The sequence below is a fragment of the Photorhabdus australis DSM 17609 genome (assembly GCF_000711895.1).
Classification (GTDB): Bacteria; Pseudomonadota; Gammaproteobacteria; order Enterobacterales; family Enterobacteriaceae; genus Photorhabdus; species Photorhabdus australis.
This window is the reverse complement of sequence record NZ_JONO01000077.1, coordinates 1-16,939: the sequence shown is the minus strand read 5'-3', so window position 1 is coordinate 16,939 and position 16,939 is coordinate 1. Positions and strand designations below refer to the sequence as shown.

Annotated in this window: 14 protein-coding genes and 2 pseudogenes; 11 read left to right on the top strand and 5 right to left on the bottom strand. The window is 36.7% G+C overall.

What is annotated here, in order from left to right; translation table 11 throughout:
- The 3 genes from BO26_RS17085 to BO26_RS17080 all read left to right on the top strand — a co-directional run.
- On the top strand, nucleotides 1-304 hold a 304-nt coding region (locus tag BO26_RS17085), incomplete at its 5' end, for an ISAs1 family transposase (RefSeq protein ID WP_036772395.1).
- Between the two features lie 107 nt (nucleotides 305-411).
- Complete coding sequence (locus BO26_RS22375) at nucleotides 412-627, top strand: ABC-2 family transporter protein (RefSeq protein WP_268870616.1); 216 nt, start codon at nucleotides 412-414, stop codon at nucleotides 625-627.
- A gap of 9 nt (nucleotides 628-636) precedes the next feature.
- A complete protein-coding gene (locus tag BO26_RS17080; RefSeq protein ID WP_036773576.1) occupies nucleotides 637-990 on the top strand; it encodes an SUMF1/EgtB/PvdO family nonheme iron enzyme in 354 nt (117 codons plus the stop codon).
- A 470-nt stretch (nucleotides 991-1,460) separates the two neighbouring features.
- On the opposite strand, the gene BO26_RS17070 is transcribed toward BO26_RS17080, so the two are convergent.
- Both BO26_RS17070 and BO26_RS17065 read right to left on the bottom strand, forming a co-directional pair.
- The gene (locus BO26_RS17070) at nucleotides 1,461-1,751 is read right to left on the bottom strand and encodes a hypothetical protein (RefSeq protein WP_036773573.1); all 291 of its coding nucleotides are present in this window, start codon (nucleotides 1,749-1,751) and stop codon (nucleotides 1,461-1,463) included.
- A 286-nt stretch (nucleotides 1,752-2,037) separates the two neighbouring features.
- Entirely contained in the window at nucleotides 2,038-3,648 is a 1,611-nt protein-coding gene (locus BO26_RS17065) for an ABC transporter substrate-binding protein (protein ID WP_036773572.1), read from the bottom strand.
- A 581-nt stretch (nucleotides 3,649-4,229) separates the two neighbouring features.
- Between BO26_RS17065 and BO26_RS17060 the strand changes: the two genes are divergently transcribed.
- On the top strand, nucleotides 4,230-4,475 hold the full coding sequence (locus BO26_RS17060) for a hypothetical protein (protein ID WP_036773570.1): 246 nt from the start codon (nucleotides 4,230-4,232) through the stop codon (nucleotides 4,473-4,475).
- 82 nt (nucleotides 4,476-4,557) lie between these two features.
- On the opposite strand, the gene BO26_RS17055 is transcribed toward BO26_RS17060, so the two are convergent.
- Nucleotides 4,558-6,165 (bottom strand): ABC transporter substrate-binding protein, encoded by a 1,608-nt coding sequence (locus BO26_RS17055; RefSeq protein ID WP_036773568.1) that lies wholly within the window; start codon nucleotides 6,163-6,165, stop codon nucleotides 4,558-4,560.
- Nucleotides 6,166-6,529: 364 nt separating this feature from the next.
- Here BO26_RS17055 and BO26_RS17050 point away from each other — a divergent pair, with 364 nt between their 5' ends.
- A complete protein-coding gene (locus BO26_RS17050) occupies nucleotides 6,530-8,911 on the top strand; it encodes a M60 family metallopeptidase (RefSeq protein ID WP_051691029.1) in 2,382 nt (793 codons plus the stop codon).
- A 183-nt stretch (nucleotides 8,912-9,094) separates the two neighbouring features.
- Here the strand turns inward: BO26_RS17050 and BO26_RS17045 are convergent, their stop codons facing one another.
- Nucleotides 9,095-9,778: a hypothetical protein gene (locus tag BO26_RS17045; protein ID WP_036773567.1), complete on the bottom strand. Its 684-nt coding sequence runs from the start codon at nucleotides 9,776-9,778 to the stop codon at nucleotides 9,095-9,097.
- Between the two features lie 366 nt (nucleotides 9,779-10,144).
- Between BO26_RS17045 and BO26_RS17040 the strand changes: the two genes are divergently transcribed.
- From BO26_RS17040 to BO26_RS17025, 4 genes are all read left to right on the top strand, one after another.
- Nucleotides 10,145-11,161: an NAD(P)H-quinone oxidoreductase gene (locus BO26_RS17040; protein WP_036773566.1), complete on the top strand. Its 1,017-nt coding sequence runs from the start codon at nucleotides 10,145-10,147 to the stop codon at nucleotides 11,159-11,161.
- Nucleotides 11,162-11,616: 455 nt separating this feature from the next.
- Nucleotides 11,617-13,536, top strand: a complete 1,920-nt coding sequence (locus BO26_RS17035; protein WP_036773565.1) for a pyridoxal phosphate-dependent decarboxylase family protein — start codon at nucleotides 11,617-11,619, stop codon at nucleotides 13,534-13,536.
- 45 nt (nucleotides 13,537-13,581) lie between these two features.
- The gene (gene tyrP / locus BO26_RS17030) at nucleotides 13,582-14,790 is read left to right on the top strand and encodes a tyrosine transporter TyrP (RefSeq protein ID WP_036773564.1); all 1,209 of its coding nucleotides are present in this window, start codon (nucleotides 13,582-13,584) and stop codon (nucleotides 14,788-14,790) included.
- A gap of 281 nt (nucleotides 14,791-15,071) precedes the next feature.
- Nucleotides 15,072-15,512, top strand: a complete 441-nt coding sequence (locus BO26_RS17025) for an OsmC family protein (protein ID WP_036773563.1) — start codon at nucleotides 15,072-15,074, stop codon at nucleotides 15,510-15,512.
- A 138-nt stretch (nucleotides 15,513-15,650) separates the two neighbouring features.
- Here the strand turns inward: BO26_RS17025 and BO26_RS17020 are convergent, their stop codons facing one another.
- Nucleotides 15,651-15,968, bottom strand: a complete 318-nt coding sequence (locus BO26_RS17020) for a hypothetical protein (protein WP_036773562.1) — start codon at nucleotides 15,966-15,968, stop codon at nucleotides 15,651-15,653.
- Between the two features lie 397 nt (nucleotides 15,969-16,365).
- Between BO26_RS17020 and BO26_RS24700 the strand changes: the two are divergent.
- Nucleotides 16,366-16,476 (top strand): annotated as a pseudogene (locus tag BO26_RS24700) (class II histone deacetylase); the annotation flags it as partial.
- A 2-nt stretch (nucleotides 16,477-16,478) separates the two neighbouring features.
- Nucleotides 16,479-16,939: pseudogene (locus tag BO26_RS17015) on the top strand (VRR-NUC domain-containing protein); the annotation flags it as partial.

Genomic DNA, 16,939 nt, shown 5'->3' with positions numbered 1-16,939 from the left:
CCAGCCTCCCCATCGTGATTCACGCTGGTATGTCAGCTCGCTACCGTTGGAGGCGGAAATCGTGGCTAAGGCAATAAGAAGGCACTGGTCGGTAGAAAACGAGCTGCATTGGGTATTAGATGTCACTTTTCGAGAAGATGCTATCTCACTCAAAGATCCTGATGGGGCTGCACAAATGGCGCTTTTTAACCGAATTGCATTAAATGTGATTAAACAGAATACCAGTATAAAAGACAGTCAGGCGGCTAAACGTCGAAGAGCCATTTGGTCAGGGGAATTCCGTAGTCAACTTATCTTTGATTAAATTAAATACAAAGTGGAATCCCACCCTGCCCCAGTCACATAGTTATCTATGCTCCTGGGGATTCGCTCCCTTGCCGTCGCGATGCATCTTGAAATCTATTGGGTATAGTGAGACCTGAACAATCTTTTCATGGTGTAATTCGTTTTATTTTAATGTTCATACTTCCGTGTCTATTTATAACTGGTGTTCCAGCTTCAGTAGCGAGTGGAATAATGAGTATGAAATGGTTTTTTATTCAAACTCTGGTCACATTGATTCTAATTTTTATAGCGAAATTGGTTTTTGATATGGGTGTTAAAAGGTATTCAAAATATATAACGTGAGGAAAAATAATGAAATTGGGGATTATCTCAGGAAGCCATAGATCGCATTCTAATTCAGGTAAAGTTGGTGATTTCTTAAATTCACTTGAAATAACTAAAAAAACATTTGAACATACTGAGCATTTCCATCATTTAGATTTAGCTGGAAATGTTGAAGAGTATACTTCTGATAGTTATCTTCCCTATCAGTCAGGTACTGCTGTATATGATGATTTAATGCTTACTGAAGGTAGCCACTATAAAGTTGCTCGAGGAGGTAGTTTTACCCGATTTCGTGATCTATGTAGAACAAGAAGGCGACATGGAAGATATCATTCTCCTTTGTATATTATGGGATTTAGGCTTGCGGAAAGTCTAGTTTGATAAGTATTCATTATTAAATTCGGTGACCGTTTAGATGGTCACCGATAATAGACACATGGGATCATTTATACTCAATCAAGGCGATGAACTATCTTACAAGTAAAGGTTTTATCACATACTCATTTTCTGTCACTCGATTTTCTCCGACAATAATTCTAGTGTCAGGTAAAATGAAATATGAATATATGATTTTGAGCCTTCTGACTGACATGATATAACCCCGCCAATCGTCGACAACCCAAGAATCTCTAGAGCCTCCAGAAACTATAGTAAAATAATCGTCGGACACATTGTACTGTGCGTAATCAGTACTCCAGTAGTTAATTGCAACTTCAATTGTGTCACATTTCGTATTGTTGATAACGTGAATCATGCCCATATTACAACTCCCTTACTATTTAAGTCTAATTTCATTAAGATTTGATTTATCAGGATGCTGTTTCGGATTAACAACATTGAATATAAATGAACTAGCTGACAAATAAAGGTCTTATCACATATTCATTTTCTGTCACTCGATTTTCTCCGACAATAATTTTGGTGTCAGGTAAAATGAAATATGAATATGTAATTCCTAGCTTTTTGACTGACATGATATAACCGCGCCAATCATCAACAAACCAGGAAGCCCTAAAATGTCTAGGGGTGATATTAAAATAATAGTCGGACACGGTGAAACGGGCTTCATCAGTACTCCAGTAGTTAATTGCAACTTCAATTGTGTCATTTTTCATATTGTTGGTAACGTGAATAATGCCCATATTACAACCCCTCACTATTTCAATCTGATTTTATTAAGATTTGACTGTTAGAATGTTGTTTTGGACTAACAATATTAAGTGTAGATGAGAAATTCTTATTTAATTTGATATTCTTTGTCGTTTTCATTTCATAAAATAACTGATCACTATGATTAATATTTTGAATGAATTATAAAATCAGTTTTTAATCTAAACTGTCGAGTGATTTATTACGGTTTGAAACTAGTTAAATTTTTTCAAACCGTAATGTTTATTTAAATACTACAATAGTTACAGTATTGCTCGGTTAGTGTTTAATAACATAAAGATCTTTCGATGATATAAAACCACGTGGGCTGATATAATATCCACCAATATAAGGTTTTACCAGCCTTGCACTAACATAGTGGTAAATAGGAATTGCGGGAACATCTCTTGCCAAAATATCTTCTGCTTGCTGAAAATATGTTGGATCATTTGTTGTCTTGCCTTTCTGGATCAGGTCATCATAAATATCATTACTATATAATGAGGTATTATTAGAGCTATTGGTAACAAAATTATTTAGAAACGATGCGGGATGATCATAATCAGCCATCCATGCATGTCTTACGACATCAAAATTCCCTTGATGCATGGTATCTAACATAGTTTTCCATTCTTGATTTAGTAAAATGGCATCTACTCCTAAATTCTTCTTCCACATTGAGGACACAGCAATGGCAATTCTCTTATGATCTTCTAATGTATTATAAAGAAGATTAAACTTTAATGGGTTATTTCTATTATAACCGGCTTCATTCAATAGCTGTCGGGCTTGTTGAATTTTTTTCGGTAATGTCCATGATGCATAATCAGGCTGATCTAAATTCATTCCTCCGGTATTCGGTGGGGTATGATTATAAGCAACTTTTTGACCTTGCCCTAATACCTTATTTGCGATGATATCTTTATCTAAAGCTAAATTTAGTGCCTGTCTGACTCTAATATCATTAAAAGGTGCTTTCCGAGTATTAAACCCATAATAGTAAACCCCTAATATAGGTGAAATATGGACTTGATTGCCTAATTTGGTTTTTAAAGATTCAAATAGAACTGATGGAATGCTTTTTGTTATATCTATTTCTCCCGATAAATAGCGACTCACGGCTGCTGTTGCTGATGTTACAGCAAGATAAGTGACTTTATTAATAACGGTATGTTCATTGTCCCAATATTGTTGGTTCCTGATTCCCACTATTTTTTCATTGACGATCCATTCCGATAATTTAAATGGCCCGCTACCGACAAACACGTTTGGTTGAGTCCATTTTTCACCATATTTTTCAACAGCTTTTTGGCTAATTGGCACCATGACGGGATGGGACAACATCTGTAAGAAATAGGATAGCGGTTGTTCTAACGTCACTTCTACTATTAGATTATCCAATGCTTTTACACCTAATTCTTCGGTTTTTTTCTTTCCTGCAAGAATATCCTTAGCATTGACTATATGCATGTTCTCAATATAACTGCCATATGGAGATGCTATTTGCGGATCAATTAATCTACGCCAACTAAAAACCACATCATGCGCAGTAATCGGTGAACCATCAGACCACTTTATTCCTTCTCTGAGATGAAATAACCATATTTTATTATCTTCAGTTTCCCAACGGGTAGCTAAATTAGGACTTAATTTTCCATCACGTTCTATACTGATTAAGCCACTAAAAAAATCATTAATAATATCAAATTCAACATCACTTTCGACTTTATGGACATCAAGGGAAGCCGGTTCTGCACCATTATTACGGATAATTTCTTGATTAATTGCCAGTTGTGTACCTGGGGGAATAATTGCTGCATGGGATAATGTCAAACTCCCAATTATTATTCCTGTGAATAAAGATATATTTCTTATCGCTTTTTTCATCATCATTTCTCCAATAAGCTCACATTTTTTAGAATTGATACTACAAATTGAGCAATACCTGATATTCGCTTTTCTGTAAATGACTCTGTCTAGGTAAGTAAGCAGGGCGAATTATAGATATACCTGCTATCTTTCAAGTTGCCTCTTTGTTGGCTACACTCACTTACCCCAGTCACATAGTTATCTATGCTCCTGGGGATGCGTTCACTTGCCATCGCGATGCATCTTGAAATCCATAGGGTATACTGTAATTAACATTATTTTTTGATTCTGATTCTGATTCTGATTCTGTAAAATAATATCCACACTTAGATTTATTTCTATTTAATTTGTGGCAGGGAAATTATTAATAACAAAATGGAATAATAAATCAATTATCAAGGTTTATATTGATGGTTGATTTATTACATAATTATACTATTGTTTAATTAGCAGGATAGGTTTGTTTTCTAAGAATATAGGGATTACATCAACCAACTGCGAATTAGTATATTTTTATGTCATTAATTTGTCATGTCATCAAAAGATTGATAATGATGAGTAATAACCAACTGTATTCCATATGAATACTATAGGGTAAGATTATGCCGCGTGTGAAAATTCCGATAAGATATAATCTGAGTCCGATAACAATTCGCGCATGGATAGATAATTGGGGAGAGGAATCCCACGTAAACTGGGAAGTAAATTGGAATGAAGTTGATTGTAGCGGAGAAGTAATTACAATTCCTTTTAATGGTGGAAATGTCGCTGCACTAGAGCGCGCGATTAGAAGAGATGTGCATATTTTTGATCATACTGCTGTAGACTTTGTTCGTATAGAACTATAAAGACTTATGGATACATTGCCATTTAAAAGGGAAGTCGATCACTGATTTCCCTTTTATTGTTAATGATTATAAAAATACTATACTAATGCTTAATAACATAAAGATCTTTCGATGACATAAAACCGAGTGGACTCAGATAATATCCGCCAATATAAGGTTTTACCAGTCTGACACCAACATAATAAAACACAGGAATAGCAGGGACATCTTTTGCTAGAATATCTTCTGCTTGTTGGAAATATTTCGGATCATTTGTTGCTTTGGCTTTTTTGATCAAATTATCATAAATTTCATTGCTGTATAAAAATGTATTATTGGAGCTATTAGTAACAAAATTATTTAAAAATGATGCCGGATTATTGTAATCAGCAATCCTAGCATATCTCACCATATCAAAATTACCTTGACGTATTGCATCTAACATTGTTTTTCGCTCTTGATTCTGTAAAACAATATCTATACCCAGATTTTTCTTCCACATTGATGTTGCTGCAATTGCAATTCTTTTATGCTCTTCTGATGTATTATAAAGCAGATTAAATTTCAATGGATTATTGCTATTGTAACCGGCTTCATTCAATAATTGTTTGGCTTTTTCAATCCTTGCTTGCTGTGTCCATAATGCATAATCGGGCTGCTCTAAATCCATTCCTCCGGTATTCGGTGGAGTATGGTTATAAGCAGGTTCTTGACCTTGCCCCAAAACTTTATTCGCTATAATGATTTTATCTAAAGCTAGATTTAATGCCTGTCTGACTCTAACATCATTAAAAGGCGCTTTTTTGTTATTGAGATCGTAATAATAAACCCCTAACGCGGGTGTAATGTGAACCTGATCGCCTAATTTTTCTTTTAAAGATTTAAATAAAATGGAAGGGATATTCTTTGTTATATCGATTTCTCCTGCCTGATAACGATTTATATCTGCTGTTTCTGATGCTATAGGAAGATAGGTAACTTTATTAATGACAGTATGTGCATTGTCCCAATATTGTTGATTTCTGACGCCAACCACCTTTTCATTGACGATCCATTCAGCTAATTTAAATGGTCCACTACTGACAAATACATCGGGATGAGTCCATTTCTCGCCATATTTTTCAACGGCTTTTTGGCTAATTGGGACCATAACAGGATATGCCAGCATCTGTAAAAAGTAGGAGAGGGGTTGTTCTAATGTCACTTCTACTGTCAGATTGTTCAGTGCTTTTACCCCTAATTCATGGGGTTTTTTCTTCCCAGAGAGAATATCTTTGGCATTGACTATATGCATATTTTCAATATGGCTGCCATACGGAGAAGCCATTTGCGGATCAGCTAAACGTTGCCAACTAAATACCACATCATGCGCAGTGATCGGCGAACCATCAGACCATTTTATTCCTTCTCTGAGATGGAATAGCCATACTTTATTATCTTTAGTTTCCCAACGGGCAGCTAAATCAGGGATTAACTTGCCACCACGATCGGTACTGATTAATCCACTAAAAAAATCGTTAATAATATTAAATTCAACGTCATTTTCGACTTTATGGACGTCAAGAGATACAGGCTCTGAACCATTATTACGCACGATATCTTGCTTAACAGCTAATTGTGTACCTGGTGGAATAATCGCTGCGTGAGATAATGTCAAATTGCTAACTATAAAGCCAGTTAATAAAAATATATTCTTTATTACTTTCTTCATTATTCTCTCTCCAATAATATCTTATTTTTCAAATTGATGTTGTGGATTGATAAACACTTGTATTGACTATTATGGAAATAATCCCACCCAGATACGGAGTAAAAACGTATTTATTACCCTATGTGTAGCAGTTTTTTTCTTGTGGGTAAATCCAAATCATCTAGTCACATGTCACTCTTGCCTGTGAGAGTTCAATCGCTGGCAAACTCATTCTATCGAATCATTTTTGATGGATGGCTTTACTTTTATAGGTGTTGGGTAATTTTTTTATAGTGATACTATTTTAAACGTAATTATTAGTTCGCAATGTAATTAATCTGAATTTTTGCGATGTTCCTAACCTAAATTAGAAGGTGGTAATAATATGACTGAGAATAGGAAAGAGATAATTTTACATGGTAACGGTTATGCTAATGAATACAAAAAAATACAGCGAAGATCTCTTGCACACAGTGAGCTGCAACCAACAGAATTTTACGTTATTCCCGGGCAGGAAATTATTGTAAATATTGAAGGAGAAACTCATGGCTCGGTAAATGCAGTGATTGGAGTTCCTGAACTTAATAAACCGGAAAAATATCTATTAACGGACGGATTAAATAAATTTACCTCAAAAAATGAAGGTTTACTCAGTTTTACCAACAACAATAATGATGGTTATGTGAAAATTATTGTTCAATCAGAATTACAAAAAGTTCCATCATTTAAATTGAATGAAACCAATAATAAAGATTGGGAAAATATGATGGAATTATACTCTGATGCACCGGTCGTTCAACTTAGCAGTGAACGGGCCATAATTGTTGTAAGATATAATAGCGCCAGGAAATATCTGACTGATCCAAATGGATTAATGAAATATTATGATGATTTTATTCGCTTTCAGGATGACATATCAGGAATATTAGAAGATGGAAAAGCAGATTACAGAGTCGATCCAAATAAATTATTATATGTAGAAGCAGACCGTTTATATATGTTCGCAACTAATGGACATATGGGTTTTAATGGCAATGCGGCCCTGCAACGATTATTAACTACCAATAATGGCTGGGGAATTTGGCATGAAAGTGGTCATCAAAGACAACAATCTCCTTATACCTGGAGTGGTGGAACAGGAATGACCGAGGTTACAGTAAACTTATATTCTGCAGCTGTACAAGAAGGCTTTTATGGTAGAGCGAGTTTTATGGATAAATACTATCCTAAAATCAAAGAATATTTAGTTGCCGAAGAAAAGAATTTTGATGCCCAAGATATTAATATAAAGTTAGGAATGCTATGGCAGTTAAGATTAACATTCGGTAATGGATTTTACCCTCAGCTTCATCAAGTCTATAGGTTAATGGATTCATTGCCTGTTAGTAATGATGAGAAAAAACAACAGCTTATAATATCTTCGTCTCAACTGGCCAATATTAATCTAGCTGATTTTTTTGATAAATGGGGAATTACACCTGATGATAAAACATTAGAAATATTGAAAAAATTACCACCATTAGAGAAAAATATCTGGGAAAATGATGATAAGAATTCGATTACAATAGAGATGCCACAGCAGAAATATGTTCCTGAATTGGCTTACTTTATGAAGAATATAAATAAAGCATTATTAAGTGATAGCAAGTTTGAATTTACCATCGATCTTGATTGGTATACTCCATATCAATATATCATTAAAAAGAATAGCCAATATCTTGCAGAAATAAAAGATGGCAAGCCGTTTTATTGCAGCGCAAAATTAGATGAAGATGGTCTGAATGTGAAAGTCTCGCATAATTTTTCCTTAGATGATCTAATTGAAATTGAAGTAAGATTTAATGAAGGTAGATATGCTATTTATAACACGACAGTTTATGATTTTAAATTATGGGAAAGGTTGAATAATTTATTCAAAGATCAAGATCATACAGAGATTGCTGATAATGTGACCCAGAGCGAGTTGGATGATATATTTGACGCTATCAAGCACGCTAGTGACAGTGAAAGAATGTTATCTGTCTTTCATCTTGCACAGGAAATGTTCTTGATAAATACTTTAATGAGTATAAATATCGATTCTGATCATCTGACAGTGAATTTCAAGGATGAATTATTTAAAAATTATCAATATGTTGCAACTAAAGATAGCAAATATATATCGGAAATAAATAAAGGAAAAGCTTATTATTCTAGATTTATTTCTCCATCAACGTGGGTAACAAATAAAAATTTAAATGATGCTAATGAATTAGCTATTCAGGCACGATTACCGAATGGAACTTATGTAATATTCGAAACAACCTTTGCAGAAGAAAATATAAAGCAAAGAATTTCTGGTTTATATACGGATGCATCCCAATCTAAAATAAATGATAATGTTACTCAAAACACTTTATCTGAATTGATTAAAGATATAAATGATAGCGGAATATCGTATAAGAAGAAGGATATTTATCTTTCACAAGTCGATGATGCACAATTTATGTTTTTAAAACAAACCATAGCCCAGGTTGAATTGACTAAAAATAAATTAATCGTAACATTTGCTAACGAAAATTTCCGGGATAATAAATATGTTTCTCTAAAGAATGGTGCTTATCAATCAGAAGTCAATAAGGGTAAGCCAGCGTATTCATCTTTATCAAATAAAGTTTGGTCAACTAACATGACTTTAACAGAAGGTGATCATTGTACTATCGAAGTTAGAATGAGTACGAAAGTTTATGTTATTTATCAAACAGGGGATTTGATATTAGTTGGATAAGGATAAATCCTGAATAAACGTGTTGTGAAAAAATGGACCTCCGGCGTTTTTTGATGGTAGCTGGAGGTCTGGAATAAGCTAACTATTTAGGCAAGGTGGAACAAAGAGGCAACTTGAAAGATAACGGGTATAGGAAGATTTGCGTGTATTTGGAATTAATTTAAGCATAGATTAGTGGGGGCTTTATATGGAATCAGAAGCGCCAAAAACCTTCGCGAGTTTTACCAATTGGGCAATTTCATCATTGGAGGCGCCATTTCTGAGGATATCCAGTACCGTCGTGGATTCATCCAGATTTATATCAAGAGCAAATGTACTTATCTTACGGATGAAAAAATTGCATTTTTTTACACCACTGATTGACCCCAGATTAGCCAATATTTCTGGAACGCCTTTTAAGTATCCTTTATTCCTGGTTTTTTTACTTACGGAGAACTGGAAGACCGGATATAAATTTTCCACACCCCAATTTAATACGATGAGTTTATGATTTTCACCATATTTATTTACTGTTGGACGAGTCACTCCTAATATGTCCGCAACTTTGCTGGACTTGTAGACGCCACCATATTTTCCGAGGTAAGTCAGAAAAGCATTCCTGCTTTCGATAAATTCTTCATGCTTCTTCTTCTCCGGTGTAACGGTTTCTACTATTTCAATATAGTTGGCTCGTCCTTTAACTTCTGCCCAAAATTCATCATCGGGTAGTGTTAACAATAGGGAAAGGCTATCTGGATCTCTCTTTTTAAGTACCTCAATAAAATAATCAGCAAGATTGACGATGCGTGCTTTGATAAGTTCAGACTGCTCGAATCCACTTGTCCGTTTTGTTACCGGATTATTGGATTCTTTTGTTGTTGTCTCCATTAGCACCTCAATGATATTTTGCAATTTCGAAAAATTCGCTTACATAGAATTGTAAGATAGGAAAATTTTTTCACCAATCTCTTTTTAAAAAGCTGTATTGATCAGTGATACGATTCAGTTCTTCTAATGCAGCAAGGTTTTCTTTCTGCTACTTTAAAGTAATCGCTTAGATGATTAGTGAGGAAAAACGAATAGAAAATTAGCAATGATGTTTATAATAGCGTATCTGCGCTACCTACATATTTGTCATGTAATAGTTTTCTGCTATGGTCATTGTTTAACGGTTTTTTCGTTCTACAGCATTTTACACTCATCATATTAAACAGAATCCGTAAAAAGGATCGTCAGAAGAAATAAGAGGTATGTATGCATAGCCAAATTAATTCATTACCCCAATATATGCTAGCTATCAGTATCATTAAGCCCGGAGGTCCTGAGAAATTGCATCTGGTTCAAGTTCCGTTACCACGACCAGAAAAAGGTTATTTGTTGGTTAAAGTGGCTGCAGCGGGTGTTAACCGACCGGATATATTTCAGAGAATGGGATCTTATCCACCACCACCTGACGCATCTCCATTACCTGGATTGGAAATTGCAGGAGAAGTTGTTGCCAAAGGTGAAGGTTGTGAACGCTGGAATATTGGCGATAAGGTTTGCGCGCTTGTTGCCGGTGGGGGTTATGCTGAGTATTGTCTGGTACATGATACTATTGCTTTACCGATATATGGATGGGATTTTGTTCAAGCGGCTGCATTGCCAGAAAACTTTTTTACAGTCTGGGCTAATGTTTTCCAGACGGGTAAGTTAACGCAAGGAGAAAGCGTGCTAATTCATGGTGGTACTTCTGGAATAGGCAGTGTCACTATTATGTTAGCGAAAGCCTTTGGTGCCAGAGTAATTACTACAGTTGGCTCCGATGAAAAAGCGAGAGTTGCACATAGTTTAGGAGCTGATTTTGTGATTAATTATCGGAAAGAAGATTTTGTTGAGCGAGTGTTGCAACTGACTGACAAGCAGGGCGTTGATATGGTTGTTGATTTAATCGGTGGGGATTATGTCGATAAAAACTATAAAGTTGCAGCTAAGTTCGGGAGAATTATTCAGATTGGTATGATGAAAGGAAATCCTGAAAATCTTAATTTGATGCCCTTAATGTTAAAACGTCTGACCCACACAGGGTCTACATTACGTTCTCGCAGTGTGGAAGAAAAAGCTGAGATAGCCAGAGAATTAGAAAAGCATGTCTGGCCATTATTGAAATCAGGAAAAGTCAGTCCATTAATTTGTAAAGTATTTGATCTGAAGGATGCCGCTGATGCACATCGGATGATGGAAGCCGGTGATGTTCTCGGCAAGGTTATATTGGTAAATGTATCATCTTGAAATCACTTCTTATTATCAGGGCTATTGCACCTCATAGCCCTGAATACCGTTTATTTAACCGATTCGTGTTAGAAAAATCCTTATAATTAATAAGCTTAATGACAGAGAAGTCATTATTCCGGCTGATTTTTTGAGTGGTTTTTTATCTGTTATTTGCCCTCGCGCACAAAATCGGAATTTATATTTAACATTATCATTAATATTTTAACAAATGTGGTCTATATCTATTAACAAACGATTGGTTATAGATATGTTAATGGCTAATCTTTTCACCTGATAGGATTTTTCTTAGTATTTGTAATACTGGAGTATAAACAACCACTAGCAAGTTAAGTGGCATAAAAGTTTCTGTCTGCTTATTGGAGAATGATAGCGATTTCATTAATAAATAAAGCAGATACGCTTCTCTCTGTTACTGACGGTCGTTTATGTCAGTTGGAAAAGGGTATGTGATTATGACCAAGCAGTTTACTTCGCACTTAAATATTGATGCGTTGTTTTTAGGCCCTAAATCAGAAAATGCAGTTTTTTTTAGAGAAATGATGGAGTACGCCGTAAGTGAGCATATGCACTGGCGTTCTGATTTTCATCCAGAAGATCCAGCCTTAGTCACTTCCGTTGATCGTTATGCACCTGATTACAGAGAAACCCTTTATCGAACCGAAGGGATTCTGAATCAACTCTCCGCAAAATTGAAAAACACGTCTGTTCCCTGGTTTTCTCCCCGTTATATGGGACATATGAATGCTGATACGCTGATGGTTTCCAATCTCGCGTATGTTATGGCGATGATGTACAACCCAAACAATTGTGCTCACGAATCATCCCCGACCACAACAGAACTGGAAATTGAAGCAGGATTGGATCTGTGCCGGATGTTTGGCTATGACACTCGCCGGGCTTGGGGACATATCACATCAGGCGGAACCGTTGCTAATTATGAAGGGCTATGGGTTGCACGTAATTTAAAAACCATGCCACTTGCTATTGCACAACACCCACAATCTTGTGATCTCGTTGAGGATAAATCAGAACAACAACTGTTGAATATGTCGTCGTCAGATATTTTGGATCTGACGGATGAATTAAAAAGACGAGGTATTTTCGAAGAAGTTCGTGAACTTTCTTGTCGGGGTGTAGGAATAAAGCAGGGAATGTTTGGCAAGGTCTTAGTTCCACAGTCAAAGCATTATTCGTGGATGAAAGCCATGGACGTTTTTGGGATTGGCCAGGAGCATATCGTTCCATTGCCGGTAGATGAATATTATCGCACCGATGTTGAAAAGATGCGTGAGATTACGTTCAGCCTGATAGAACAGGGCGAACCGATTTTGGCGATGGTGACAGTGGTTGGAACCACAGAAGTTGGGGCAATTGATAGAGTTGATGAAGTCATTGCATTGCGTCGAGAGTGCGAAGAACGTTATGGCGCTTCATTTTATGTGCATATCGATGCTGCTTATGCAGGTTATGCCAGTGCAATGTTCCTTAATGAACGGGGTGAGTTTATGGAATATGATGAACTTATCCGCCGTTATCGAGAATTGGAAATTATTCCTGATGGTGTTATTTGGCCTAAACCTGAAATTTATCAGAGTTTCAGGGCAATGTGTCATGCTGATTCAATTACCGTAGATCCTCATAAAGTTGGATTTATTCAATATGCGGCTGGGGCCGTATGCATGAAAGATAAGCGTATTGTTGATTTGATTTCCTACCGTGCCGCTTATGTTTTTGAAGATGTTAATGATCAACCTGAGCAACCGGTTAATCGGCGTGTGGTACTTGGTTCTTCTATTATGGAGGGATCTAAAGCTGGAGCTACTTCGGCAGCGATTTGGGCAGCGCATAGATTGGTCCCACTGAATATCAATGGTTATGGCAAAGTTATTGCTGCGGGTATTGTGGCCGCTAATTGGATGGTTAAAAAACTGTTAGCTACAGAACCGTTAGTTGTTGGTAAACGTTGTTTTGAAATTCATGTCATGCCACATCCTGATTTCCATATGGTCAATTTTACGTTTAAAGAGCGGGGTAATGACGATTTGGGGCATCACAACCGTCTTAATAAACGTATGTATGAGCTTTGCTCATATTCTACAGGCCGTACTTATACTAATGATTTTCTGACTTCTTCCACTTCACTGGGCTATAGCGAATACGGCGATACTCCCTGGCATTATGTTGCAAGTTGTGGTTTCAGTCAGGAAGAGTGGAATAAAGTTCGTAGTCTCTATGTCTTACGGGCGGCAGTAATGACGCATTGTTTACGTAATACTGACGATTTTGACGAATATTGGGAGAGGCTTCAGGAAATTTTTATTCACAAACTCACTCAGATTGTTGATGAAGAAGAAAAAAAGAAAGTGGTTTGATTTTTTGTTATTAAATATTTGCTGTTGATTCGAAGGGAAAAAAACGTGAAAAACCGAACTTTTGGCAGTACTTTTATCATAGCAGGAACAACAATTGGTGCTGGTATGTTGGCTATGCCATTAGCAACTGCTGGTGTGGGATTTGGTGTCAGTTTGATCATGCTGGTGGGTTTGTGGATTGTGATGAGTTACACCGCATTATTGCTGGTTGAAGCTTATCAATTTGAGTCGCCTGATACGGGGCTGGGGACACTTGCTCAGCGCTATCTTGGCAATGGCGGTAAAATATTAGCGGGTTTCAGTATGATGTTTCTGATGTATGCACTGACTGCGGCATATATCAGTGGGGCGGGGGAGTTACTAACGACCAGCCTTAATAAATGGTTTAATTCATCCTTTCCTGCTTCAGTCGGTGTTGTCCTGTTTACGGTAATTGCTGGTAGTGTTGTTTGCATTGGCACCAGTTCAGTAGATGTGGTTAATCGGGTTATCTTTGGTGCAAAAATTATTTTTCTGATATTAATGTTGGGGATGATGATGCCGCATGTTCAGCATATTAACTTGCTGACCATGCCATTAGAGCAAGGACTAATATTATCTTCCATTCCGGTGATATTCACATCGTTTGGTTTTCACGGCAGTGTTCCCAGTATTGTGAAATATATGAATGGAGATATACGTCGGCTGCGTTGGGTATTTATCATCGGCAGCGCAATTCCGCTACTTGCTTATATTTTCTGGCAATTGGCGACTCTCGGTAGTATTAATTCCACGACATTCGTTGATATCTTAGCTGAAAATGCAGGGTTGAATGGTTTATTACACAGCATTCGTGAAGTTGTTGCTTCACCGAAAACTGAACTGGCCGTACAAATGTTTGCCAACCTGGCGCTCGCAACCTCATTTCTCGGTGTCGCACTTGGCTTGTTTGATTTTCTGGGCGATCTATTTAAACGCAAAGATAATGTAAGCGGGCGTATGCAGACGGGGTTGTTAACTTTCGTTCCACCCTTGATTTTCGCGCTGTTTTATCCAAAAGGCTTTGTGATGGCATTAGGGTATGCCGCAGTTGCGTTGTCAATTTTGGCATTATTATTGCCTAGTCTCCTGGCATATAAATCCCGTCAGCAAAATGAGCGCCGCTATCGGGTATTTGGCGGTAAACCGGCACTATTGCTGGTGTTTGCTTGCGGTATTGCAGTAATCGCAATCCAGATCGGGATAGTGAGCGGAATGTTGCCCGAAGTAGGGTGAACACCGGTTTTGAAGATAAGTTCATTTTTGACCTAAAGTGCTTTCAGATCTGGCGCGTTTATATGAACTCATGGCCCCGGTAAACAAACAGGCAGCTGCTCAAATAATTCTGTGATCAATACTTCTATGGAAGTATTCGTTAAGCCGATAAAGGAACACGTCAGGAAAGAATAATGAAAGGATAAGCACTTTAAAAACAAAATGGAGAAAAATTAAAAGTTATAATAACTGTCTCTGTTTGACCCGGTAGAAACTAATATTTAATTATAAGGAGTTAGATCATGGCGAAAGAATTATATACTGCCAAAGTAAAATCTGTAGCTGGATTAAAAGTTGAATGTACATCAAGAGATTTCTCCTTTTATTTGGATGAGCCGCGTAATTTAGGTGGTACTGATCAGGGGATGAATCCCGTTGAAGCTTTACTCTGTTCTCTGGGAGCCTGTAAATGTATCGTAGCAAAGGCTTTTGCTAAACTGCACAAAATTAACTTAATTGATATTCATGTTGACCTGGAAGGTGAACTTGATACTGATGGTTTCACTGGTAGAAACAAACAAGCGAAATTAGGTTTCTCCAAAATAGTGACAAAATTTCATATTAAATCGGATAATAGTGAAGAGGAAATTCATGCTTTTGTCGACTTTATTAATAAAACCTGCCCAGTTCACGACACTATTGAGAATGCACCGAGTTTTGTCACTGAAATATATTGTGAATAAATGTTACGCTGAGATGATTTTACAAAGAAAATGTTGTTTGAATTAATTTAAAAATCCTCTACGGTGTAGTAGAGGATTTTATTAGGGGATTAATGCTTATCTATCTTTTTATTCCATTAATGATAATGTAAAAATTAATTACCGTTGTTTAATAACATAAACCGTAGTTATATTACAACTTACGTTATCTATACCAACTTTAATATTTAAATCCTGTGCATAAGCTTGTTTTAGTACATCATTGACGTTTTCAGAACTTGAACCTGACCAAATATAACCTGGTTTTCCACAGTTACTGGCTAAAATTCCACTAAATGTATAAAGATAATGTGCAGGATTGTCCCAATCAGCTTTAATTTCTGCAACTTTAACAACACCGCTATTGGTTTCCGCTGAGAATGCAGGGGCGCTAATCATACCAATTAAAATAAATAGCATAGATGTCAATTTTTTCATAATTTACTCCTGGTTAATAATATAAAGAAGGTCTGACTTTTGCAGTGTAGATTATGGAAATAATCTTTTCATTAAATTCATATTAATATAATAGGTGATTCTTCTGATAAAGAATGCTAAATATTATTTTATTGGAATTAAATTGTTAATAAAAACAATATGGTGATTTTTATCTGTAAAAATAACCTCAATATTATTTAAAATAATGAAAAAATTTCCATGAAAAATAAATTTTTTCATCATTAAATTACTTGGTTAATTTATCAGTTATTTCTTTAGTAAACGATTCACCACTATCAAGATAGCAATGATAGCAGTGAGATGTATCGCACTGCACATGCTGAATCGCCGGAAACAAAAAGGCGGTTGAAAAATTTGATGGATGTGTCGGGTTTGCGGTGAGCTTGATAATGCTTACAGCCTTTCCCGACCACCAGGTCATCACTGTTTGCCTGATAAGCCTATGGGATTTTGCTTTCTGGCAAATATCCCATTGGCAATGGGCAGGAGGTGGCGGGTCTGGCCGAAAATGGGTTGAATTATGTCCGCGACAGTACCCGGGAGCTCCTTGCCCAGTTTGGTACCTGGTTCAATCAAGCCGGCAAATGGGTATGTGAAGAGATTATTGACCCGATAAGCCATCAGGTCAGCTACGCGTTTTCCTGGGTCAGTGAACAAACGGGGAAAATCGTGACCTGGACGGAGAGTGAGATAAAAGCCCGGTGGCAAACTGTGCAACAGGGTTCAGATCTCACCCTGGAAGAGCTGAAAAACATTCGCTGGATGCAAATATTAAAAGAGGTGGGTGAAGGAATGCTGGAAGTGGTTGTAATTGTTGCCGAAGTTGCTGTTGTTATCCTTGTCACCCTTGCCGTTGCTGCTGCGCTAATTGCACTGGTGGAAATTTTAGCTGCCGCAGCGGCAGTCAGCGCCGCCGCGTTAACTGCCGTCCTGGCCATATTGGCGAGTGT